Annotated in this window: 23 protein-coding genes; 13 read left to right on the top strand and 10 right to left on the bottom strand. The window is 70.4% G+C overall.

The window, feature by feature from the left end; all coding sequences use genetic code 11:
• Genes ACFQU4_RS13425 through ACFQU4_RS13405 form a run of 5 tightly spaced genes read right to left on the bottom strand, consistent with a single transcriptional unit; the run spans position 1 to position 5,425 of the window.
• On the bottom strand, positions 1–1,170 hold the full coding sequence (locus tag ACFQU4_RS13425; protein ID WP_377492466.1) for a neutral zinc metallopeptidase: 1,170 nt from the start codon (positions 1,168–1,170) through the stop codon (positions 1–3).
• Positions 1,171–1,215: 45 nt separating this feature from the next.
• On the bottom strand, positions 1,216–2,283 hold the full coding sequence (locus ACFQU4_RS13420) for a mandelate racemase/muconate lactonizing enzyme family protein (protein ID WP_377492463.1): 1,068 nt from the start codon (positions 2,281–2,283) through the stop codon (positions 1,216–1,218).
• Entirely contained in the window at positions 2,280–3,191 is a 912-nt protein-coding gene (locus tag ACFQU4_RS13415; protein WP_377492460.1) for a 5-dehydro-4-deoxyglucarate dehydratase, read from the bottom strand. The genes ACFQU4_RS13420 and ACFQU4_RS13415 overlap by 4 nt, the downstream gene beginning before the upstream one ends.
• 9 nt (positions 3,192–3,200) lie before the next feature.
• Positions 3,201–4,112: an NAD-dependent epimerase/dehydratase family protein gene (locus tag ACFQU4_RS13410; protein WP_377492457.1), complete on the bottom strand. Its 912-nt coding sequence runs from the start codon at positions 4,110–4,112 to the stop codon at positions 3,201–3,203.
• A gap of 2 nt (positions 4,113–4,114) precedes the next feature.
• On the bottom strand, positions 4,115–5,425 hold the full coding sequence (locus tag ACFQU4_RS13405) for a Gfo/Idh/MocA family protein (protein WP_377492454.1): 1,311 nt from the start codon (positions 5,423–5,425) through the stop codon (positions 4,115–4,117).
• Between the two features lie 200 nt (positions 5,426–5,625).
• Between ACFQU4_RS13405 and ACFQU4_RS13400 the strand changes: the two genes are divergently transcribed.
• The 6 genes from ACFQU4_RS13400 (at position 5,626) to ACFQU4_RS13375 (ending at position 11,843) form a co-directional block, all read left to right on the top strand.
• Positions 5,626–6,630: a LacI family DNA-binding transcriptional regulator gene (locus ACFQU4_RS13400; RefSeq protein WP_377492451.1), complete on the top strand. Its 1,005-nt coding sequence runs from the start codon at positions 5,626–5,628 to the stop codon at positions 6,628–6,630.
• A gap of 251 nt (positions 6,631–6,881) precedes the next feature.
• A complete protein-coding gene (locus ACFQU4_RS13395) occupies positions 6,882–8,174 on the top strand; it encodes an ABC transporter substrate-binding protein (protein WP_377492448.1) in 1,293 nt (430 codons plus the stop codon).
• 30 nt (positions 8,175–8,204) lie between these two features.
• Complete coding sequence (locus ACFQU4_RS13390) at positions 8,205–9,137, top strand: carbohydrate ABC transporter permease (protein ID WP_377492445.1); 933 nt, start codon at positions 8,205–8,207, stop codon at positions 9,135–9,137.
• The gene (locus ACFQU4_RS13385) at positions 9,130–10,038 is read left to right on the top strand and encodes a carbohydrate ABC transporter permease (RefSeq protein ID WP_377492442.1); all 909 of its coding nucleotides are present in this window, start codon (positions 9,130–9,132) and stop codon (positions 10,036–10,038) included. The genes ACFQU4_RS13390 and ACFQU4_RS13385 overlap by 8 nt, the downstream gene beginning before the upstream one ends.
• A 9-nt stretch (positions 10,039–10,047) precedes the next feature.
• Positions 10,048–11,103, top strand: coding sequence for a M24 family metallopeptidase (locus ACFQU4_RS13380; protein ID WP_377492439.1), 1,056 nt, complete (start codon positions 10,048–10,050; stop codon positions 11,101–11,103).
• A 143-nt stretch (positions 11,104–11,246) separates the two neighbouring features.
• Positions 11,247–11,843: a GNAT family N-acetyltransferase gene (locus ACFQU4_RS13375; protein ID WP_377492436.1), complete on the top strand. Its 597-nt coding sequence runs from the start codon at positions 11,247–11,249 to the stop codon at positions 11,841–11,843.
• Here the strand turns inward: ACFQU4_RS13375 and ACFQU4_RS13370 are convergent, their stop codons facing one another.
• The 5 genes from ACFQU4_RS13370 to ACFQU4_RS13350 all read right to left on the bottom strand — a co-directional run bounded on the left by ACFQU4_RS13370 (position 11,844) and on the right by ACFQU4_RS13350 (position 16,899).
• A complete protein-coding gene (locus tag ACFQU4_RS13370; protein ID WP_377492433.1) occupies positions 11,844–12,869 on the bottom strand; it encodes an acyltransferase domain-containing protein in 1,026 nt (341 codons plus the stop codon).
• Between the two features lie 111 nt (positions 12,870–12,980).
• A complete protein-coding gene (locus tag ACFQU4_RS13365) occupies positions 12,981–14,414 on the bottom strand; it encodes a M64 family metallopeptidase (RefSeq protein WP_377492430.1) in 1,434 nt (477 codons plus the stop codon).
• Positions 14,415–14,442: 28 nt separating this feature from the next.
• Positions 14,443–15,417: a hypothetical protein gene (locus ACFQU4_RS13360; RefSeq protein WP_377492427.1), complete on the bottom strand. Its 975-nt coding sequence runs from the start codon at positions 15,415–15,417 to the stop codon at positions 14,443–14,445.
• A gap of 33 nt (positions 15,418–15,450) precedes the next feature.
• Positions 15,451–15,855 carry a LysR family transcriptional regulator gene (locus ACFQU4_RS13355; protein ID WP_377492424.1) on the bottom strand — a complete coding sequence of 135 codons (405 nt, stop codon included), beginning with the start codon at positions 15,853–15,855 and terminating at the stop codon, positions 15,451–15,453.
• A 129-nt stretch (positions 15,856–15,984) separates the two neighbouring features.
• The gene (locus ACFQU4_RS13350; RefSeq protein WP_377492421.1) at positions 15,985–16,899 is read right to left on the bottom strand and encodes an aminoglycoside phosphotransferase family protein; all 915 of its coding nucleotides are present in this window, start codon (positions 16,897–16,899) and stop codon (positions 15,985–15,987) included.
• Positions 16,900–17,048: 149 nt separating this feature from the next.
• Between ACFQU4_RS13350 and folP the strand changes: the two genes are divergently transcribed.
• The 7 genes from folP (at position 17,049) to nadC (ending at position 23,023) form a co-directional block, all read left to right on the top strand.
• Positions 17,049–17,843, top strand: a complete 795-nt coding sequence (folP, locus tag ACFQU4_RS13345) for a dihydropteroate synthase (protein ID WP_377493404.1) — start codon at positions 17,049–17,051, stop codon at positions 17,841–17,843.
• A gap of 171 nt (positions 17,844–18,014) precedes the next feature.
• Complete coding sequence (gene folB, locus ACFQU4_RS13340; RefSeq protein WP_377492418.1) at positions 18,015–18,422, top strand: dihydroneopterin aldolase; 408 nt, start codon at positions 18,015–18,017, stop codon at positions 18,420–18,422.
• Entirely contained in the window at positions 18,419–18,976 is a 558-nt protein-coding gene (folK, locus tag ACFQU4_RS13335; RefSeq protein WP_377492415.1) for a 2-amino-4-hydroxy-6-hydroxymethyldihydropteridine diphosphokinase, read from the top strand. The genes folB and folK overlap by 4 nt, the downstream gene beginning before the upstream one ends.
• 2 nt (positions 18,977–18,978) lie before the next feature.
• On the top strand, positions 18,979–19,497 hold the full coding sequence (locus ACFQU4_RS13330; RefSeq protein WP_377492413.1) for a DUF3180 domain-containing protein: 519 nt from the start codon (positions 18,979–18,981) through the stop codon (positions 19,495–19,497).
• A 165-nt stretch (positions 19,498–19,662) separates the two neighbouring features.
• Entirely contained in the window at positions 19,663–20,289 is a 627-nt protein-coding gene (locus ACFQU4_RS13325; protein WP_377492410.1) for a hypothetical protein, read from the top strand.
• A 71-nt stretch (positions 20,290–20,360) separates the two neighbouring features.
• The gene (locus ACFQU4_RS13320; RefSeq protein WP_377492407.1) at positions 20,361–22,094 is read left to right on the top strand and encodes an L-aspartate oxidase; all 1,734 of its coding nucleotides are present in this window, start codon (positions 20,361–20,363) and stop codon (positions 22,092–22,094) included.
• Positions 22,095–22,096: 2 nt separating this feature from the next.
• The gene (gene nadC / locus ACFQU4_RS13315) at positions 22,097–23,023 is read left to right on the top strand and encodes a carboxylating nicotinate-nucleotide diphosphorylase (RefSeq protein ID WP_377492404.1); all 927 of its coding nucleotides are present in this window, start codon (positions 22,097–22,099) and stop codon (positions 23,021–23,023) included.
• The last annotated feature ends 42 nt before the right edge of the window (positions 23,024–23,065 follow it).

The raw sequence follows: 23,065 nt of genomic DNA, 5'->3' as shown, positions 1-23,065 counted from the left end.
CTACTTCACCGACTTGGTGCTCGCCTTCCAGGTGTTGCAGCGGCCGAAGTCGGTGCTGTCGTAGCCGCGTTCCAGCCAGCGGACCTGGGACCGGCTGGTGCCGTGGTCGGCGATCCGGGTCTCCGGCGGATCCTCGTCGCCGGTGTAGGAATGCCACTCCCGGATCTCGTACAGGTCGTCGGCGTCGAAGTTGATCGAGTCCGAGGCGTAGGAGAGGAAGACGCCCTCGAAGCACTGCGCCTGCAGCTCCAGCCGCCGGCTCAGCTCCAGCTGTTTCGCGCTGCTCGCCTCGGCCCACGCGTACGAGTACTCCCGGAACATCCCGGCCTCGGCCTGCAGGTGGTGGCCGAACTCGTGCGCCAGCAGGCCGACGTAGCCGAGCCGGGCGAACGTGTAGGCCTCCCGGTCGTCGTCGCTGGTCTCGGGCCAGTAGATGGTCCGGTCGGCGGAACAGTAGTAGGCCGGCGAGCCGTTCTGGTCGAGCCGTCCGCAGGGTGACTTCACGGTGCCGTCGTAGGTCTTGATCTTGGGCGTGCTCAGGTCGAAGCCGATCTTGGCCAGTGGCTTCCGGTAGAGATCGACCATGCAGTCGACGACGTCTTCCAGGTACGGCTTCAGCCGCTTGTCCTTGAGCGGCGGCTTCGGTCGCCGGACCTTGATGTCGCAGTCACCGTCGCCGCGGTCGAGGTCGAGCTCGTACAAGGAGTTCTTGATCAAACCGGTGCCCGGGTCCTTCGGCGTCTCGGTCGGCTCCGACGGCGTCGGATCGGGCTCCGACGGCTTCGGGGACGGCTCGGGTCGGCTGGTCTGTGGCTGCTGCGGCGTCGGCCGGGTCGGCTTGGTGGGCGTCGGCTTGGCCGGGGTCGGCTTGGTCAGCGTCGGCCGGGGGCGGGGCGACGCGGTCGGGATCTGGCCAAGATCACCGGCGACGTCGCGGAACGCGGAAATCACTCCGGTGGCGATCACGATCGTCCCGATCAGCAGGACGCAGATCACGATCACCAGGGCCGCGATCAGCCCGCCGCGCCGGGGCGGCTCGGGCGGTGGCGGCGGCAGCGGCGGTGGGTACCGGGCTCCGGGACCGCCGGCACCCGCGGCAGGCTCCGCGGGCGGACCCCAGGCGGGCTGGCCCGCCGCAGGCCAGCCCGGTGGTCCCGAAGGCTGATTCATTTGGGAGTCAGCATAGACAAGGCCAGCCGGGAACGGCAGTCGTGATCAGGCGAAGTCCAGCCCGAGGCCCAACTGATCGGTCACCCGGACCCGCGCGCCGTCCCGGACGACCGGCGTCGGAGCGGTCACCAGGCCCAGTTGTTCGAACGAGGTGTCCTCGACCTCCTCGACCCAGACCGGACCGGGCAGGGTCACCGACAGCTGGGCGGACAGATCGGCCAGCAGGTGCGGCGCCAGCTGCAGCCCGTGGCTGGCGGTCAGCTCGGCGATCCGCAGGAACGGGGTGATCCCGCCGACCCGGACCACGTTCGGCTGCACCACGTCGATCCCGCCGGCCATGATCAACTCGGCGAACCGGTAGCGGTGGTGGACGTTCTCGCCGGCCGCGACCGGCACCGACGTCCGGCGCCGCAGCTCGACGTGGGAGGTGGTGTCGTCGGCCCGGACCGGCTCCTCGATCCAGTACGGATCGAACCGCGACAACGCGGTCACGGCGCGCAGCGCGGCCGCCAGATCCCAACGCTGGTTGGCATCCAGCATCAATTTCACCGACGGCCCGGTCAGCTCCCGGATCGCCGCGACGCGGTCCAGGTCGCGATCAAGATCCGGGCTGCCGACCTTGATCTTGATCGCCCGGTAGCCGGTCGCCAGCCAGCGGCGGACCTGGTCCAGCAGCTCCTCGGTCGAGTAGTGCAGGTTCACCCCGCTGCCGTACCCGGTCAGCTCGGTGTGCCGGACGCCGAGCAGGGACGGCACCGAGCGGCCCAGGGTCCGGGCCTGCAGGTCCCAGAGGGCGAGGTCGACACCGGCCATCGCGATCGTGGTGATCCCGCCACCACCCGCCTCGTGCAGGTGCCGCCACAGGTCGTCCCAGACCGCCGCCGGATGGGCCGGCTTGCCGATCATGAACTCGGCGATGTCGTGATCGAGCAGCGCCTGCACCGCGGCCGCGCCGATCGTCGGGGTCCAGCTGAACCCGGTCCCGGTCCGGCCGTCGTCCGTGGTCAGCTCGACCACGATCACGTGCACCTCGGGCACGTCCGGACCCCACGGGCGGGGCAGCGGCGCGGTGAGCAGCCGGGTGCGCAGCCCGGCGACCGTGCCGGTGATCATGAGCCGAGCAGGTCCCGGCCGCGCGCCAGGATCTCCTTCAGTGCAGCCAGATCATCGGCCGGCGGATCGATCAAGGGCGGCCGGACCCCGCCGACCGCCAGCCCGCCGGCGACCACCCCGGCCTTGATCAACGAGACGGCGTAACCGGGCACCTTGTCCCGGAGCGCCACCAACGGCTCGTAGAACCCGGCCAGCAGTTCCAGCCGGCGCGCCTCGTCGCCCTCGGCCAGCGCGGTGTAGAACGCGTTGGCCAGCTCCGGCGCCATCGCGAACGCTGCCGACGAATAGAGCGGCACCCCGATCGCCCGGTACGCGGCCTGCGACAACTCGGCCGTGAGCAGGCCGTTGAAGAACTGGAAGTCGGACCGCCCGGCGGCGTTCACTGCGAGCACGATCCGCTGCGCCTCGGCAAGATCACCGACGCCGTCCTTGAACCCGATCACCTGCGGGTTCTCGGCCAGCCGGGCCATCGCCGCGGCGGTGAACTTCGCATTCGCACGGTGGTAGACGATGATCGGCAACTCGGTCGCCGCGGCCACCGCCTGCACGTAGTTGATCAAGCCGTCGACCGGGGCGGAGACCAGGTACGGCGGCAACAGCAGCAGCCCGTCCGCACCGGCGTCCGCGGCGGCCTTCGCGCAGTCGATCGCGTGCCCGAGCGGACCGCCGGCGCCGCTGATCACCGGCACCGCGCCGTTCGTCGCGGTGACCGTGGCGCCGACGACGGTGCCGACCTCGGCGACCGAGAGGCTGTGGAACTCGCCGGTGCCGCAGGCGGCGAAGATGCCGCCCGGCCGGTGCTCCAGCCGGGACTGGATCTGTTCGGTGATCAAGCCCTCGACGATCGTGGACCGCTCGTCGAACGGGGTCACCGGGAAGAACAGGACCCCATCGAAGCTCAACGTCACGGGTGCTCCTCAGTCAGTCGGATGATCATGGTCGACCAGCTCGGTACGCCAGCTGCGGCCGGGCCGCCAGCCGAGCAGGCGTTCGGCCTTGGCGATCGAGAACGCCGGCTCGGTGCCGGTCAGCCCGGCGGCGAGCCGGTCCGTGCCCGGATGGTACAGCGGCATCAATTCGGCCAGCGGCTTGCGGGCCATCGCATCCGCGGCGCCGACATAGAACACCTCGCCGCCCGGCAGCTCGGTGGCCGCGGCCAGCCAGGTGTCGATGAAGCCGGCCGCGTCCCGGGCGTCGATGTAGTTGAACAGCGACACCGCCGCGAGGGCCGGGTCGTCCAGCCGCTCCCGTACCGTGTGGCCCTGCTGGGTCGGCGCGCCCCGCCACTCCTCGGGGGAGATCACGAAGCAGGGCCGGAAGACGCCGAGCCGGACGGCCCCGCCGGTCTGCGCGCTGAACATGGCGACGGTGTGCTCGATGGTCTGCTTGGACAGCGCGTACGCGTTCCACGGCAGCAGCGGGTGCGCCTCGTCGATCGGCAGATACTGGGGCAGCCAGCCGTGCGGCGAGCCGTACCCGAGCGGGGTCGGGCTGGAGGCCACCAGGATCCGGCTGGTGCCGTGCTCGACGGCTGCCTGCAGGGTGGTGAACGCGATCGTCGCGTTGGTGGTGAAGATGTGCCGCTCCGGCGCCACGAACGGCACCGCGATCCCGGCCAGGTGGACCAGCCCCTCCGGCCGGACCTCGGCGAACAGCCGCGCGCAGCCTTCGGGATCGGTCAGATCGACCTGCCGCTCGACCACGCCGTCCGGGACCGTACCGTCGGCCGGGCGTAGGTCGACCGAGACCACCTCGTGCCCGCGCTCGGCCAACCCGGCCACGACGCTCCGGCCCAGCCGCCCGGAGCCGCCGGTCACCATGACCTTCATCGTCAGGCCTCCAGCGGAAGGCCGAAGTCGGCCAGCCGGACCGGCAGCCCGGTCTCCAGGCTCTTGTTGCCCGACACCCCGACCAGGACGCTGCGGACGCCGTCGAGGTAGCCGGCCTTGTGGCCCAGCGGGTCCTCGGCCGGCTCCCGGAACAGGTCGTCCAGCAGCTTCACGTCGCCGCCGCCGTGGCCACCGGTGCCGGTCGGGATCTCCACCTCGCGGGCCTGCTCCCAGTGCTTCTGCAGCAGGATCCGGGCGCCCTTCGGCCGTACGGCGGCCTGCTCGCCGTCGTCGTTCGCGGACGGGTCGATCGTCGTCGTGGCCGGCCGCACCCAGGCGGACTCGACGACCTCGAGCTCGAGCCGCCCGGCGGTGCCGGTGAAGCCGACCCGGTAACCCTCCCAGGGCGCGTGCGCCGTCAGGTTGTACGTCAGGTGGGCGCCACCGGAGTAGCCGACGAGCAGGCTGAGGTTGTCCTCGATCGTGATGCCCGGCGCGAACACGTCCTGGTCCCGGTGGTAGCCGTCGGCCTGCTCCGCCTCCAGGTAGAGCCGCCGGTTGGTCTCGTTCGCGGCCAGGTCGATGTGGAACGGGTCGGTCGCGGGATCGGTGTCCCGGCTCAGCGCCGGCCGCGGGCCGAGGCCACGCGCGGCCGCGTTCTCCGCCCCGTAGTAGCGCAGCCCACCCCGGGCGTACACCGACTCGGGGACCTCGCCGAGCCACCAGTTGGCCAGGTCGAAGTGGTGGGTCGACTTGTGCACCAGCAGGCCGCCGGAGTTCTGCTTCTCCCGGTGCCAGCGGCGGAAGTAGTCCGCGCCGTGGGCGGTGTTGAGCAGCCACTCGAAGTGCACCGCGGTCACGGTGCCGATCTCGCCGGCCGCGATCAGCTGCCGGATGATCGAGTTCCGCGGCGAGTAGCGGTAGTTGAACGTCACGGTCAGCGTGCCGGACGACTTGCCCACCGACTCGACGATGCTGGCGATCCGCTCCGCCGTCGTCGTCATCGGCTTCTCGGTGATCACGTCGAGGCCGCGGTCGAGCGCGGCGCAGATGTAGTCGGAGTGGGTGACGTCCATCGAGGTGACGATGACGCAGTCCGGCCGCTGCTCGTCCAGCATCGCAGCGAAGTCCGCGGCTGCGTAGGTCGGCACCTCGGCGGGCTTGAGTTGCTCCGCGTGGTACGCCAGCCGGACCGGGTTCGTGTCACACAGGCCGACGATCTCCCCGACGTCGGCGTGACTCTCGGTCAGGGCCTTCAGATACATCCGGGCCCGGGATCCGGTGCCGACGAGTGCGTACTTCTTCCTGGTCATGTTCGCTGTCTCCCTCACTGGCAACGCTGTGAGTGCCAATCTGAGTAACCGATTTCTTCACTCTATTCGGCCAGCCTCGGCAATCGCAAGCCAAACCGTCCCGCCCTGGGCGGCAACCGGATATGCTGCCCGTGACCGAGACGAGGTGGCGGGGCGACTAGGTAATTACGAGAGTCAGCGGGACAGGGAGCGGGGAGATCATGGCGCGATCGAGGGATAAGACCAGGGTCACCATTGCCGACGTGGCAACGAAAGCGGGCGTTTCGCGAGCAACCGTTTCCCGGGTGATGAACGGGCTGTCGACGGTCGACCGGGAGATCGCCGAGCGCGTTCTCAAGGCCGCCGAGGAGCTGAGCTACACGCCGAGCGCCGCCGCCCGCAGTCTCGCCCTCGGCCGGTCCCACACGATCGGCTACATCGTGCCCGACCTGACCAATCCGGCCTTCCACGGGGCGATGCGCGGGCTCAGCCTGGCCGCCGCCAAGGAGGGCTACCGGGTGCTCGTCGCCGACACGGCCGAGCGGGTCGAGGAGGAGCCGATCCTGGCCGTCGAGTCGCGCCGCCGCTGCGACGCCCTGGTGCTCTGCGCGCCGCGGATGCCGGAGGAGGAGCTGCGCCGGCTGCTGCCCGAACTGGCGCCGGTGGTGCTGCTCAACCGCGAACCGACCGACGACTCGTCGCCGCTGCTCGGCATCGACTGGGCGTCCGGGATCCGCGACCTGGTCCGGCACCTGACCGGCCTCGGGCACCGCCGGATCGCCTATCTGGCCGGCCCGCCGATCAGTGCCTCCAATGCGGCCCGGCTGCGCGGCTTCGAGAGCTTCGGCTCGACCATCGAGCTGGTCTCGATCCCGTGCGGCGCGATGTTCGCCGACGGGCACGCCGCGGCCGGCCAGGTGCTGGACTCGGGCGCGACCGCGGTGATCGCGTTCAACGACGTGGTGGCGCTCGGGCTGCTCGGCGCACTGCACGAGCTCGGCGTCGAGGTGCCGGACCGGCTCTCCGTCGCCGGATTCGACGACATCCCGTTCGCCCAGTTCACCAGCCCGGCGCTGACCACGGCCTCGGTGCCGCAGATGGAGCTCGGCGAGCTGGCCTGGGAGAGCCTGTGGGCGATGCTGAACGGCCGCAAGCCCGAGCGCAGTGCGATGTTCCGGCCGCGGCTGGTCGCCCGCAGCAGCACCGGCCGGGCCCGGGTCGACTGAAGCCGGGCGTTACGGAATCGTTTTCTCAGTCTGGCCGATCGCGGCAAACGCGCGCGAGCACGAACCGGGACGCCCGACATCCTGCCTGATCGGCCACCGACTCGTGACATAACGGAAATCCGTGGAATCGTCGCCCCCGTGCGGCATTGACAGGATCGTCGCGCGGCTGTTAGAAAGCGGTTACTGAGCACTGCTCAGTCCCGCAATCTCTCGGGAAGGACGAGTCGACGATGATTCCTGGAAGGGCCGATGTGCCCACAACCCTTGGCCGACGAGCACTGCTCGGCCTCAGTCTCTCCGCCGGGCTGGTGGCCGTCGCCGGCTGCGGCCGCGGACAGAGCACACCCGCCGGCGGTGGCACCGGCAAACTCCGCGTCACCTGGTGGGGCAACGACACCCGGCAGGCGAACACGCTCAAGATCATCGAGGCCTTCAAGACCGAGAAGCCCGACGTCACCGTCGCTCCCGAGTTCGGCGACTGGAACGCCTACTGGGACAAGCTGGCCACCCAGGTCGCCGGGAACGGCGCGCCGGACATCATCCAGATGGACGAGAAGTACGTCCGCGAGTACGGCGGCCGCGGCGCCCTGCTGGATCTGAACGGCAAGGTCGACGTGTCCAAGTTCGCTCCGGGCACCGTCGAGCCCGGCCAGACCGACACCGGCCTGATGGCGGTCAACGCCGGGATCAACGCGCCGGTCGCGATGGTCCACCCGAAGGTCTTCGCCGCCGCCGGCGTCGAACCGCCGGACGACAAGTCCTGGACCTGGGACGAGTTGATCAAGGTCGCCGCCGCGGTGACGAAGGGCAGCCCGAACGGGACCTTCGGGATGGGATCGCTGATCTCCAACGACGCGGCCTTCAGCGCCTTCCTCCGGCAACGCGGCAAGGCGCTGTTCACGGCGACCGGGCTGGCCTTCGACGTGGCCGACGCGACCGACTGGTATGCGTACAACCTCGAGGTGATGAACTCCAAGGCCGGGCAGCCGGCGAGCGTGGTGGCCGAGGAGGACGGTCAGTCGCTGGACCAGGGTGCGTTCGCGACCGGCCGGCTGGGCTTCGGCTTCGCCTGGTCGAACCAGGTCAGCGCGTTCGACAACGCCTCGGGCGAGGACATCGCCCTGCTCCGCTATCCGAGTGAGGCGGGCCAGGCGGCCGAGGCGAAGCTCTGGTACAAGGCCTCCCAGTTCTGGTCGATCTCGGCCAAGACCGGTGATCCGGACGCGGCTGTCGCGTTCGTCAACTTCCTGGTGAACTCGATCGAGTCGGGCAAGATCGGACTGACCGAGCGGGGCGTGCCGCCGAACACCGAGGTCCGGGCCGCCATCGAGTCCGAGCTGAATGCGTCGGACAAGAAGGTGATCGCCTTCCTGGATGCGATCAAGCCCGAGCTCGGCGACACCCCGTTGGCACCGCCGATCGGCGCCGGGAACCTGCCCGACGTGGTCAAGCGGTACGGCCAGGAGGTCCTGTTCGGCCAGTCCAAGCCGGCCGACGCGGCGACGAAGATGATCGACGAGATCAACGCCAACATCCAGAAGTGACGTCCATGATCACGAAGGGCGGGGGACGCGATGAGCGTTGTCGGTGAGCTCAGCGCGCTGAGGCGGCGGACGAAGGGCAGCAAGGACGAGACGCCGGACAACAAGGTCGCCTATCTGTTCCTGGCGCCCTGGTTGATCGGCCTGTTCGGGATCACGATCGGCCCGATGATCGCGTCCCTGGTGTTGTCCTTCACGGACTACAACCTGCTCCAGCCGCCGAACTGGGTCGGTCTGGAGAACTTCGTCGCGATGGCGAACGACGCCCGGCTGCACAACTCGCTCCGGGTCACCTTCGTCTATGTGATCGTCTCGGTGCCGCTGCAGCTGGCCCTCGCGCTGGGGATTGCGCTGCTGCTGGACCGCGGGATGCGCGGACTGGCGTTCTACCGTTCGATCTTCTACCTGCCGTCGCTGCTCGGTTCCTCGGTCGCGGTGGCGATCTTGTGGCGGCAGATCTTCGGTACGACCGGGCTGGTGAACCAGGTGCTGCAGTTGCTCGGGGTCCAGTCGCCGCCGGGCTGGATCTCCAACCCGGACACGGCGCTCGGCACGATCATCCTGTTGCACGTCTGGACGTTCGGCTCGCCGATGATCATCTTCCTGGCCGGGCTGCGGCAGATCCCGCGGATGTACTACGAGGCGGCGGAGGTGGACGGCGCCAGCCGGTGGACCCGGTTCCTCACCATCACGCTGCCGCTGCTGTCGCCGATCATCTTCTTCAACCTGGTGCTGCAGTTGATCGGTGCGTTCCAGTCGTTCACCCAGGCGTTCATCGTCTCGGGCGGTTCCGGCGGTCCGTCCGACTCGACGATGTTCTACACGCTTTACCTGTATCAGAAGGGATTCGGCCAGTTGGACATGGGCTACGCCTCGGCGATGGCCTGGCTGCTGGTCGTGATCATCGCCGGCTTCACCGCGATCAACTTCCTGGCCGCCAAGTATTGGGTGTTCTACGATGACTGAACTGATCGAGGCTGACCGTACGAAGCCCGCACCGCCGCCGGTGCGCCACTACCGGGTCCGGCGCCGGCCCGGCGGGGCGACGGTCAGATCCGTGCTCAAGCACGTGCTGATGATCGTCGCCGGGATCCTGATGATCTATCCGCTGCTCTGGATGGCGGTCAGCTCGCTGCGGCCGAACGAGTTGATCTTCCGCCAGCCCGGGCTCTGGCTGACCAGCCTGAACGTGGAGAACTACGAGCTGGGCTGGAACGCGCTGGCGTACCCCTTCGGGCAGTACCTGGCCAACTCGGCGATTGTCGTCTTCGGCTCGATCCTGGGCAACCTGGTGTCCTGCTCGCTCGCCGCGTACGCCTTCGCCCGGCTCCGGTTCAAGCTGCGCCGGCTCTGGTTCGCCCTGATGCTGCTGACGATCATGCTGCCGTTCCACGTCACCGTGGTGCCGCAGTACATCATGTTCTCGCAGATGGACTGGGTGAACACGTTCTGGCCGTTGCTGGTGCCGAAGTTCCTGGCCACCGACGCGTTCTTCGTGTTCCTGATGGTCCAGTTCATCCGCGGCATCCCGACCCAGCTGGACGAGGCGGCCCGGCTGGACGGCTGCGGCCACATCAAGATCTTCGGCTACATCATCCTGCCGCTGATGGTGCCGGCCCTGGCCACGACGGCGATCTTCACGTTCATCTGGACCTGGAACGACTTCTTCACCGCGTTGATCTACCTGACCGCGCCGGACATGTTCACGGTGCCGATCGCGTTGCGCTCGTTCATCGACTCGACCGGTGGCAGCAACTGGGGTGCGATGTTCGCGATGTCGGTGATCTCGCTGCTGCCGATCTTCCTGGCGTTCCTCTTCGGACAACGGTTCCTGATCAAGGGAATCGCCACCACCGGACTGAAGTGAGGCATGGGTATGGGTGAACGGACCGGCGATGATCATGGGATCAAGCGGGACCGGCTGCTGAAGATCATCGCGGACCAGGGAGCGGGCCGGCTGCTGCTGACCTCGCAGCCGGCCCTGGCCTGGTATCTCGACGGGGCTCGGGTGCACGTCAACCTGGCCGCACCGCCGATCGTCGCCGTCCTGGTCGGAGCGGCGGGCGACGAGGTGATCTTGACCGGCAACGAGTCGGCCCGGCTGCGGGACGAGGAACTGCCGGCCGGGGTCGAGATCCGGGAACTGGCCTGGTCGGAGGTGCCCGCCGGGATCGATCTTGAGCCGGACACCCTGCACGAGGACCAGGTCGCCGACCAGCTGCGAGCGGCGCGGGCACCGCTGCTGCCGGGGGAGGCGGCGCGGTATGGGGAGCTGGGCCGGGACGCGGCCCGGGTGATGACCGAGGTGCTGAGCGGCCGGACGCCGGCCGACACCGAGCGAGCGGTCGCCGCCGCCCTGACCGGGGCGCTGGTCGAGGTCGGGGCCGAGCCGCTGGTGGTGCTGGTCGGTGGCGCGGACCGGCTGCCGTACCGGCATCCGCTGCCGACGCTCGACCCGGTCGGCCGCCGCTTCATGGCCGTGCTCGGCGCGCGCCGGCACGGGCTGGTGATCAACCTGACCCGCTGGGTCCGGTTCGGCCCGGCCGAGCCGGGGGAGCAGTCGGCCGACGAGCGGATCCTCGCCGTCGAGGCCGGCTTCCTGGCCGCGACCGTACCCGGCAGCACGCTCGGCGACGCCTTCCGAGCCGGCTGCGCCGGCTATGCCGAGCACGGGTTCGCGGCCGACGAGTGGCAGCGGCACCACCAGGGCGGCGTGGCCGGCTACAACGGCCGCGACCCGCGCGCCACGGTGGACGCCGCCGACCGGATCCTCGCCGGCCAGGCCTTCGCCTGGAACCCGACTGCCCCCGGCTGCAAGGTCGAGGACACCGTGCTCCGGACCGAGACGGGCTTCGAGGTCCTCACCGCCGACCCGGCCTGGCCCACCACCCCCGTGGCCGACCTCCCCCGCCCCACCACCCTCCCCCTCTAGAACCACCCCAACCAAAGCCCGCTGACCGGGCACAAAAGCAGGCGTTTCGGCGGCGTGGCGCTGCTGAAGTGCCCGGTCGGTTGGGCTTGGCGGGTCGGGGTCGGGACTCCACGAGGGCCGGGACTCCGCGGGAGGATGGGGCCATGATCACGAAACCGGTCGAGGTCCACCCGGTCACGGCTGACCGGTGGGACGACCTGGTCGAGTTCTTCGAACGCAAGGGTCCGCGCGGCGGGACCCCGATCCCCGGGCACTGCTGGTGCATGGCCTGGCGCGACGAGTCCGACCGGCCGCGTCCGGAACGCAAGGCCGCGCTCAAGGCCTCCGTCGACGACGGCCGGCCGGTCGGCCTGCTCGCGTACGTCGACGGCCGGGCGGTCGGCTGGGTCGCGGTGTCGGCCCGGGCCGACCAGCCACGGCTGGAACGTTCCCGCCAGTACGGTCCCGAACCCGGCGACGCGGACGTCTTCACGATCACCTGCTTCTACGTCCAGCCGGAGGACCGGGGATCCGGCATCGCCTCGGCGCTGCTCGACGCCGCGATCGACGAGGCCCGCCGGTCCGGCGCGTCGGCGGTCGACGCGTTCCCGAAGGCCGAGGACGCGCCGCACACGAGTACGAGCCGGCGGGCCGAGGAGAACTACCACTGGATGGGCCGCCGCTCCTCGTACGAGGCGCGCGGGTTCACCGCCCTCCGCGAGCCGGGCAAGCGGCTCGTGATGCGGCTGCAACTCCGCTAGTCAGGGAAGCCGGCGGAACCAGCCGGTCTGGTTGTACCAGTGACCGCCGTCGCGCAGGTGACCGACGACGGCGCGTTCCAGGGAGGTCCGCTGGGGCAGCTCGTCCAGCAACGCGGGCGGGACCACGGGACCGTCGAACCGCCGTCCGAAGACGTGCAGGATCGGCGCCCAGTCCGCCCGCATCCGGTCGTTGACGGCGGTGAAGCGGCGCTGGAAGCGAATGATGTTGGACCCGGCGGGCAGGTAGCCGGCCAGCTGATCGTCCATCAGCCAGGAGTGGCAGCCGAACCCGGCGACCTGTTCGGGGAAGCCGCGGGCCAGCTCCAGCGCCCGGTCGAACGACGCGTCGCAGGCGGCCGGGGTGAGCGGCCCGGAGTTGCCGGGAATGTGGGTGTTCAGGGCGCTCTCGCCGGGCCGCAGGACCGGGTGGCCGGTTTCGGTGTGCCGGGGCTGCCGTTCGTACGCCAGCCGGCCGAGCCGGAACCCGGTGCCGGAGAACGTCATCGGCAGGCCCCAGGTCGCGTCGAGCCCGGGCCGGCCGTTGACCCGGCGATCGCTCGCCAGCGCGGAACCGAGGGCGCCGAGCGACGCCCAGGACTCGTCGTCGTTGAGGCCGAGGTCCGCATGATGATCGCGGACGTACGGAAGGACGGTCAGGAACACCCAGACGTACAGGTGGCGCGCGACCGGGCCACCCGGCAGCGCCGCCCAGGCCGGGTTGCCGGGTGGCCGCCGGCCCAGCCGGCTGATCAGCAACCGGGCCGACCGGTCGAGCAGCCAGCACAGCTCCGGATCGTCGTCCGGATCAGGGCGGGCGGCGAGCGTCGTCGCGCGATCCTCCGGTTCCGTGTTCAGCCTGGCCAGCAGTCGGTCGGCCGTTTCATGATCGGGTACGGACAGCCGCGGACCGTCCGGCCCGGCGACCGGAGTCAGCCGCTCCACGACGTCCGGCTCGAGGGCCAGCGTCCGGGCGACCTCGGACAGGCTGAGGCGCTGCCAAGCCGGGGTCGAGGCGTGGTGGTTCATCAAGATCACTCCCTCACTCGGCGAGTCCGTGGTCCGGACTCGGGGGCGGGGGTGACTCCTCGGGGCCTCCCTCAGCACGATAGTTCGATGGCGTGGAGGTTCGCCACTGGTTCAGCGGGTCAGCCAGGCAGCCGCGTACCGGGAGAGGACGGACGAATCCAGGGCGTCGGTCGCTTCGAGCGCTGCCGGCTCAGCTCGTACGGCGTCGACCCAGGACCCGCCGTCGGCCGGCTCGGTGAGGGCCGTCCGGCCGAGCCTGAGGACGTCCGGCCTGATCCCGGCCAGTGCCGCGGCCGGGACGCGGATCTCGAACTCGTCGGCGCCGGCGGCTTCGACGAAGCCGTGCGGCTCGGGCTGATCGGCTCCGAAGCTGTGCGCGGGGATCTCGATCATGGGAGCGGCGGCGACCGGCCGGTCGCCGTCCAGCACGACGTGGGCGTTCAGTCCGGTGGCCGGTGGCGGAACAAGATCATCATGGCCGGACGGTGCGACGTCGACGAGGGCCAGCGTGCCGTCCGCGCCACGCCGCACGGTCAGGCGCAGGAACGGGCTCTCGCCGGCCGCCCCTGGTTCGCCGCCGCCGGGTGGCCGGCCCTGGTTCTCGATCGCGGACTTCAGGGCGGTGATCACCGCCCCGGAACAGACCGGGCAGAACGGCGGCGTGTTGTTGTCCATCCGGCACTGGCTGGCCGGCCGGTAGACGCCTTTGGTGTAACGGCCCCAGCCGCCCTCGATCAGTCCGACATCCGTGACCGCGTTCCAGCCGGCCGGGAGCGGGCTGGTCGGGATCGGGGTCGTGGCCTTGATCAGATCCCGCCATTTGATCTTGGTCCGGTCGGTCTCGATGGTCAGGTTCGGGGCCGGGGGTTCGCCGCCGGCGTAGGTCTCGTTGTAGCCGGACCGGAGGTACTCGTCCAGCAGCCCGAAGCAGTGTCCGAGTTCGTGGGCCATCACGTCCGGGGCGACCCCGCTGGTGATCGCCATCATCCGGTTCCGCCACAGGCCGTTGCCGCCGGTCCGGTGGGTCAGCACGACGGTGATGTCGGCGTCCAGGTTCCAGGTCCGGACGGCCTTGCGGATGCGGGCGTAGTTGTCCTCGCTGAAGGCGTCGAACCAGCCCAGCGCCCAGTTGTCGTTGTAGACCAGGTTGAGGGCGGTGTCCTTGGCCGCGTTCGGCTCGCTGATCGCGTCGTCCGCCGACACCAGCCCGAGCCGGACGACCCGGAAGTTCGCCCTGTTCTGTTGGTAGAAGTCGATCGCGAACAAGCCGTTGATCATGGTGCTCACGTCGGTGGCGAACGCCTGCTGGCCGGCCAGCGAATAGCCGTCGGCCAGGATCAGGATGGTCGCCTTCTCCTGGATCCCGCCGTCGTCCAGGACCGTCACCGGATGGCCGCCGAGCCAGGGCACCTGCGAGGTGGCCCGGTCGTTGTCCAGCAGGGCCCTCAGGGTGCGCTCGCGCTGCTGCGCGAGCACCTGACGCAGGCCGGTCGACGTCTGGCCTCGCGGAGCCAGATAGCTGCGCAGGCTGAGCCGGATCGCCATCGTGCCGCCTCCCTCATGATCACAACGGTCAGCGGCTGCAGACCAGCATGGTGACCAGGCCGGTGCCGTTCGGCAACGCGGTCAACGCCTTGCCGATCACCGCACCCAGAGCCACCGACCGGTCCCGTACCGCCATCGCATGGCCCGGGCGGGCCGAGGTGGTGAGCAGGTCGCCGGCGGTGATCGGGCCGAAGTCCGCATCCGCCCAGACCGCCACCTTGCCCATCAACGCGACGGGTACGCCGTCGCAGTCACGGTCGAGCACGATCGCCGGCCGGTACGCCCCGGCGCCGGACACGACGCCGGCCACCCGGTGGTCGTACGGGGCTCGGCACGGTTCCAGCGACCCGTCGGCGTCGATCACCACGCACTGTCCCGGCTCGACATCGGGCCGGGCCGGCATCAGTTCGGCATAGTCCGCGCCGGAGAGCAGGACGTCGCCGTTGACGGTCAGGTCGCCGCTGATCGAGACCGCACCATCCAGCCAGGCCGCGTTGCCGCCCGCCGTGTTGCGGGCGTAGAGGCCGGCCGAGGTGGCGCTGTGCGCCTCGGCCCAGATCGCGTGCATGCGTTCGGAGACCCCGACGACGCCGCAGTTCCCGCCGCTGTGGCCGTACACGCCCTGATAGGTCTCGCTCTCACCGACCACGCCGCGCCGCCCGGTGCCGACGACGCCGTCGCCGGTGGGTGCGTTCCCGACCACACCCTGGCCGCCGCTGCGGACCTCGCCCCAGACCCCGGCGCCGGTCTGGTCGCAGGCGCCGACCACGGCCCGGCCGGTCTGCGTCTCGCCCCAGAGGGCGGTGCCGTCGGTGTCCACGGCGCCGACGATCGCGCGCCCCTGGTTGACCTGGCCCCACAGCCCGACCCCGGTCTTGCTGACTCCGACCACGGCCCGGCCCTGCGGGTTCGCGCTCGCCCACAGCGCGGCGCCGTTGCCGGAGTTGTCCGCAGTCACGCCCGCCTTGTTCGGATCCGATGACGTCCCGCTGATGGTGGCCATCCGCGTCCCCTCCCCTCGCGACGATGCCGCCCGTCAAGCCGGCGGGCCGACCTGATCAACGCTCCACCCGGAGCCGGCCGGGGAACAGGGCTGTTGCTGATCACGCACCGGAGGTTGACACCACGGCGTGGTCGGCGCCGTGCTGGTGTCGATCAAGCGGATCGGAGGGAAGGTGCCGTTCCGGGCGTCCTCGACCGCGGCCTCGCAGGCCCGGAGGATGGATTCGGCGTGCCGGACGAACCGCTCACCGGCTTCGGTGAGGCCGTGCATCCCGGCGGCGTTCCGCCGGACCAGCGGCTGCCCGACCATCTGTTCCAGGCGCCGGACGGCTCGGCTCACCCCCGAACGGCTCAGACAACTCGCCTCGGCGGCCTTCCCGTAGTGCCCGGCCCGGGCGAGTGCCGTGAACACCCGGAGGTCCTCGACGTCGAGATTCATCGCGCACCCCCCGAGCACGGCCTCCAGAGCCGGGCCGTGGCCTCATTATCGGTCCGGCCCGACCGTCCGGGGCCGATCTCGCCGGACCCGCCCGACCACCGGGGATTCGGGCGTACGGGACGGTGCGGATCAGGTCTCGGCGATCACCTGATCCAGGGCGTGCCGGCCGACCGCGGCCAGCTGCGGGTTGTCGTCGGAATTGGCCAGCAGGGACAGCCCGAGGGACAGGCCCCAGCCGCGGGCCCGGGCCCAGAGGTCCGGGCCGGCACCGGTCAGTTCCGTGTAACGGTCCCGGAAGGCGCGCCGGCCGGCACCGTCGAAGCTGAGCCAGCCGGTGGCCAGGTCGGTGGCCGGATCGCCGACCGTGAGGTCGCCGAAGTCGATCACCGCCGCGAGTCGATCGGGCGCGAGTCGATCATGGTCGGCGAGCAGGTTGGCCGGGTGCGGGTCCCCGTGCACCCAGACCGGTTCGGTCGCGAGGACCGGCGTCTCGAGCAGCGCCTGCCAGAGTTCGCGGAGCCGGTCCGGTTCGGGGATCGCGCCGCCGGCCAGGTGCTCCTCGGCCAGCTCGTTCCGGTCGGCCAGCGGGATCCCGCGGACCGGGTTGAAGATCCGGTCCGGGCCGTTGCGCGCGTCGTCCGGGGCCGGCCGGTGCAGGGCGGCCAGGAACTCGGCGACCGGTCCGGCCAGCGGCGTCCGCTCCGGTACGGCGAGGTCGGTCAACGGGACGCCGGGGATCCAGCGGCTGATCGTCCAGAACCACGGGAAGTGCTCGCTCGGCGTACCCACCCGGATCGGGATCGGCACCGGGACCGGCAGCGCCGGGGCGATCACCGGCAGCCAGCGCTGTTCGTTGATCACCAGCTGCGCCGCGACCGTACGCCGGGGGAGCCGGACCAGCAGCTCGTCGCCGAGCCGGACGATCACGTTGTCCCAGCCGTTCGCCGCCAGGCTCAGCGGTCCGGCCAGATCGGGGTGCTGTTCGTTGATCAACTTCTCGACCAGGCCGACCGTGACGTCGACCTCCGCTTCGGGCATGCGCATGCGTCGGCTCCTTGCCAGACAAAGGGGATCCCGCCGACCCTACCCGCGCGGCCCACCAGGCGCGCCAGTGACCAAGAACACTAGGATCACGGCGGGTGAAGGAGATTCCCGCGGTGACCGGGCTGCCGGCACCGGGCCGCACCCTGGTGATGGGTGTGGTGAACGTGACTCCGGACTCGTTCTCGGACGGCGGAGCCTGGCTGGACCCCGACGACGCGATCCGGCACGGCCACGACCTGATCGCCGAGGGTGCCGACGTGATCGACGTCGGCGGCGAGTCGACCCGGCCGGGTGCGAGCCGGCCGGACGTGCAGACCGAACTGGACCGGGTGCTGCCGGTGATCACGGAGCTGACCAGGGCCGGGGCCGTGGTCAGCGTCGACACGATGCGGGCCGACGTCGCGGCGGCCGCGGTCGCCGCCGGCGCGAAGATGATCAACGATGTCTCCGGCGGCCGGGCCGATCCGGCCATGCTGCCGACGGTGGCCGAGCTGCAGGTCGCGTACCTCTGCATGCACTGGCGCGGCCACTCCGAGGACATGTTCAGCCGGGCCGTGTACGACGACGTGGTGGCCGAGGTGATCACCGAACTGAGGATCCAGCTGGACCAGGCGGTGGCGGCCGGCATCGCCCCGGACCGGCTGGTGATCGACCCGGGCCTCGGGTTCGCCAAGACCGCCGAGCACAACTGGGAGCTGCTGCGCCGGATCGACGAGCTGGCCGTGCTGGACCGGCCGGTGCTGCTCGGCGCCTCCCGGAAACGCTTCCTCAGCCGGCTGCTCGCCGACGGCGACCGGCTGCGGCCGGCCCGGCAGTGCGACGACGCGTCCACGGCGCTCACCGTGGTCGCCGCGCAGCACCGGCTCTGGGGTGTCCGGGTGCACGCCGTACGGTCCCATCGGGACGCGATCGCGGTGGTCGACCAACTCGCTGGATCGGGTTAACGCGAGGCGTCCGCAGGCCGACGGATCGGCGAATCCAGCAGCCTGCCACGTCGCAACGCGCGCACATCGTAGGCGAAGCGTCGCCGGATGGCGCTACGGTCTTCGGATTCGCGGACGCCGACTGCCCCGCCCCGGGGTGGTCGGATAGGGTCGGCGGGCGAAGGAGGGCAGATGACGGGGGCGATCGAGGCGGCTACGGCCGTGCCGGAAGGGCTGGATCGCGTTGCCCTGCGGGGTATTGTCGGGTTCGGGCACCATGGCGTGTTCGACTTCGAGCGACGCCAGGGTCAGCGATTCGTCGTCGACGTCACTTGTTTTCTTGATCTTTCTCCGGCCGCAGCCAGTGATGATCTTGACCAAACGATCGATTACGGCGCACTGGCATCGGTGGTGGTGGCCGACATCGAGCGGGACCCGCTGAACCTCATCGAGGCCTTGGCGGAGAGAATTGCACAGACGTGCCTGAAGCAGCATCAGCGGGTGGACACGGTGCAGGTGACCGTGCACAAACCGGGGGCGCCGATGCCGGTAGAGGTGGCCGACGTGGCCGTCACAGTGACGAGGAGCAGACGGATATGAGCAGCCCCAACCCGTACGCGATCGACGCCGACACGCTCAGCGGCATGAAACCGTTGCGCAAGGTCGTCTACTCGCTCGGGTCGAACCTGGGCGATCGGCTGACGATCCTGCAGGGCGCCGTCGACGCGATCAAGGACACGCCCGACGTGATCGTCGTGGACGTCTCGTCCGTGTACGAGACCGTCCCGCTGGGCGGACCGGCGGACGCCAGCAAATTCCTCAACCTGGTGATCGTCGCCGAGTCGACCCTCGAGCCGCGGACGCTGCTGGAGCGGGCGCTGGCGATCGAGGACGCGTACGGCCGGGAGCGCGGCGAGCGCTGGGCCCCGCGGACCCTGGACGTCGACCTGATCATCGTCGGCACCACCACCAAGGACGAGGACAGCCTCCGGCTGCCGCATCCGCTGGCCCACGAGCGCGGCTTCGTGCTGGCGCCGTGGCTCGAGGTGGACCCGGCCGGCGAGGTGCCCGGGCACGGCCGGATCGCCGACCTGATCCAGACGGCCGACCTGGCCGGCGTGGTCCGCCGGGACGACCTGACGATCACCGACTGACCTTGGCCGAACCGACCGACGACGGCTCGCTGAGGACGACCCCGCCGCTGGCGCTGGCCGTCGCGGCGCTGTTCGGCGGCCTGGCGGGGTGGCTGGTCGTGGTCGGCGCGCGAGCCCTGAACACCAGCCCGCCCCAGGTGCCCTGGACCGCGCCGGTCACGGTGATCGTGGTCGCCGCGGGGATCGGCCTGCTGGCCTGGCAGACGTACCAGCGGATCCACAAGCGCCGGCTCCGGATCGATCCGCAGCGGGCGGTGTCGTACCTGGTGCTGGGCAAGGCGTCCGCCCTGGCCGGGGCGCTTGTCGCGGGTGGTTACCTGGCGTACGCCCTGCTGTTCGTGGCCCAGGTCGCCGGGGATTCGCCGCGGGAGCGGGTGGTCCGGTCCCTGGTCGCCGTGGTCGGCGGGATCGCGCTGAGCATCAGCGGTCTGCTGCTGGAACGGGCCTGCAAAGTGCCCGACGATCCGGACGCCGATTCCGACTCCAAGACCGAGGACGATCCGGTCGACCGCGACCGCTGATTCACAGACACCGGAACGCAGACACCGGGGTCAAAATCCCACAATCTCCGGGGCCGTCGTCCTATCGTTTCGCGTGTGACTTCCCCTGCCGATGCCCCTACGCGCCCACTGAGCCCCTCGGCTCGACGCCGCGCCGCAAAATCCACCCTGGTCACTACGTCGAAGGTGGTGCTGGTCCTCGGCATCGCCGTCGCGGTGGCTGCCGCCTTCGGTCCGGATTGGGTGATCCGGGCCGGGGTCGGCGCCCTGGTGATCACTGCCGTCGTCGCCTGCGCCTGTGCCTGGAACGAAGTGTCCCAGGCCCGCCAGGAACACTCCGCCGCGATGATCGCCGCCGCCCGTAACCACGGCAAGGCGCTGACCGAGGAGCGCCGGCACAACTCGACCGTCGTCGACACCCTGACCGACCGGGCCAAGAACGCGGCCGGCGAGGCCGAACGGCTCCGCGTCGACCGGGTCCAGCTGCAGCGGGTGATCGCCTCGCTGCACGGCGACAAGGCCGCGCTGAAGGCCGAGCTGGCCCTCCGCGAGAACACCATCGCCGGTCTGCGCGAGCTGATCGAGGCCCCGGCTGCCAAGACCGAGGGCGAGGCCGAGGTGCTGGGTCTGCCGCGCCGGGTGAAGACCGAGCACGAGTCGCTCTGGGACAGCCTGCCGCAGGCCGACGAGCTGTGGAGCGACGGCGATCACCCGACCGTCATCGACCTCAAGGCGGTCGCCGCGATGATCGAACTGGTCGAGGCCGAGGAGCGCGCGGAGCGCGAGCTGCCGGAGCACAAGCAGGCCATGTGACACCAGCCGGTCGGGCCGTCGCGACGGACCCGACCGGGACAGTCCCGCGGTGATGAGGGACGATACTCACCGTGCCGGATAGCCAGGGTTCCGCTCCCGCTGCTGCTTTGCCGCCCCGCCGGACCCCCGGCGCTGCGCCGCCGCTGCCGGAGCTGCCGCTGCGGCTCGCCGCGGAGGAGCCGGGCTGGATCCGCGAGGTTGACGTGGTCGTGGTCGGCTCGGGCATAGCCGGCCTGACCGCCGCCCTCGAATGCCGCGGGCTGGGCAAGGTCCTGGTGGTCACCAAGGACGTGCTGGCGGCCGGTTCGACGCCCTGGGCGCAGGGCGGTATCGCCTCGGTGCAGGACGAGGGCGACACCGTCGAGCAGCACGTCAACGACACCCTGATCGCCGGCGCCGGGCTGTGCATCGAGGAAGCGGTCAGGGTCCTCGTCGGTGAGGGTACGGAAGCCGTCGAAACCCTGATCTCGCGCGGCGCGGAGTTCGATCGCGACCCCGACGGCGAACTCCAGCTGACCCGCGAGGGCGGGCACCGGCGGAACCGGATCGCGCACGCCGGCGGGGACGCGACCGGCGCCGAGATCGCCCGAGCGCTGGTCCACGCGGTCCGCGCCGAGCCGTCGATCGAGGTCATCGAACACGCCCTGGTGCTGGACCTGATCCCGGCCGAGGTCGGCCCGGGCGAGCCCCCGGCGGTCGCCGGGGTCACGCTGCACGTGCTCGGCGAAGGCACCCGGACCGGCGTCGGCGCCGTCCAGGCGCGGGCCGTGGTGCTGGCCTCCGGCGGGATCGGCCAGATCTACGCGGTGACCACCAACCCGGGCGTCTCCACCGGTGACGGGGTCGCGGCCGCGCTGCGTGCCGGAGCCCGGCTGCGCGACATCGAGTTCATCCAGTTCCATCCGACCGTGCTGTTCCTCGGCGCCGGCGCCCGGGGGCAGTTGCCCCTGGTCAGCGAGGCGGTCCGGGGCGAGGGCGGGCACCTGCTCAACGCGGCCGGCGAACGGTTCATGGTCGGCCAGCACGAACTGGCCGAGCTGGCGCCGCGGGATGTGGTCGCGAAGGCGATCATGCGGGAGATGGCGGCGGCCGGTTCCGATCACGTGTTCGTCGACGGGACCATGCTCGGCGAGGAAACGTGGCGGGTCCGATTCCCGACCATTCTGCACAGTTGCCGTCAGATGGGGATCAATCCGGCCCGGGACCTGATCCCGGTCGCGCCGGCCTGCCACTATTTCTGCGGCGGTGTGGAAACCGATCTCGACGGCGCGACGAGTCTGGGCGGGCTCTATGCCTGCGGCGAGGTGGCCTCGTCCGGGGTGCACGGCGCGAACCGGTTGGCCTCGAATTCGCTGCTCGAAGGCCTGGTCTTCGCGCGCCGGATCGCGGCCCGGTTGCGGGAACAGTTGCCGGAACGCAGGAAGCCCGCAGCGGACGCACGGCCGACCGGATTGATCGATCCGTCGGTGGTCCCCGAACTGCAGTTGATCATGAGCCGGGATGCCGGCGGACTGCGTTCTGCGACGTCGCTGGACCGGGCCGCGGAGGAATTGCGGCGATTGACGGAGAAGAACGGCGCCGAACGCGGCCTGGAGGCCTGGGAGGCGACGAATCTGATCACCGTCGCGACCGCCGTCGTGGCCGCTGCGCGGCTCCGCGAAGAGTCCCGTGGTGCGCACTGGCGAGACGATTTCGACGGCCGGTCGCCGGCCTGGCACGGGCACCTGATCAGCCGGCTCGCGGATTCCGGCGGTGCCGGCATCGCGGCCGGGTTGGCGCACGAATTCGTACCGACGCAGGAGTGACGATGAGCCTTTCCTCGCTGGCCGAGGCCACGGAACTGATCAAGGAAACCGGGCTGGACGCCGACGCCGTGATCATGATCATCGACGACGCCCTGGCGGAGGATCTGGGCGGCCGCGGAGTGCTGCCGGCCGGCACCGGGTACGGGGTCGACGTCACGTCCGAGGCGACCATCCCCGCCGACGCCAGAGCCACCGCCAGGTTGGTCGTCCGGGCCGACGGGGTGCTCGCCGGCACCGCGGTCGCGGCGGCCGCGTTCGCCCGGGTGCTGGAGCCGACGGGGCCGTACACGATCGAGGTCACGGGGGTCGACGGGAAGCCGGTCCGCCGGGGCGACCTGGTGCTCACGGTCGAGGGCAACACCAGGGCCGTGCTCACCGCGGAACGGATCGCGTTGAACCTGGTCACCCTGATGTCCGGCGTCGCGACGGCGACCCACTCCTGGGTCGAGGCCCTAGCCGGAACGCGAACCGCGGTCCGCGATACCCGGAAAACAATCCCTGGATTGCGCGTACTCCAGAAATATGCGGTCCGGACGGCGGGTGGTGTGAATCACCGGCAGTGCCTCGCCGATGCGGCGTTGATCAAGGACAATCACGTCATCGCGGCCGGCGGTGTGGTGCCGGCGTTTCAGTCGGTACGGCATCGCTATCCGGACCTTCTCATTCAGGTCGAGGTGACGAAACCCGAACAGGTCGGCGAACTCGTCGCCGCCGGAGCGACCGAGATTCTGCTGGACAACATGGATCCGGAAACCATGCGATCTGTTGTTGCGGAATTCGGTGATCGCGTGGTATTCGAGGCCAGCGGCGGATTGACGCTGTCCGTCGCGCAGGAGGTCGCAGCGACCGGCGTTCACTTTGTCGCGGTTGGCGCAATCACTCACTCGGCACCTATTCTCGACCTTGCCCTGGATTTCGTTGAGACGTGAAAAGCCGGGGTTTGTTCGGCCAAAGCTTCGGCGTTACTATGA

It is taken from the genome of Microlunatus sp. GCM10028923, from assembly GCF_042666975.1.
In the GTDB taxonomy this organism is placed as follows: Bacteria; Actinomycetota; Actinomycetes; order Propionibacteriales; family Propionibacteriaceae; genus Microlunatus.
The sequence above is the reverse complement of the archived record's forward strand: the minus strand, read 5'-3'. Positions and strand labels throughout refer to the sequence as shown.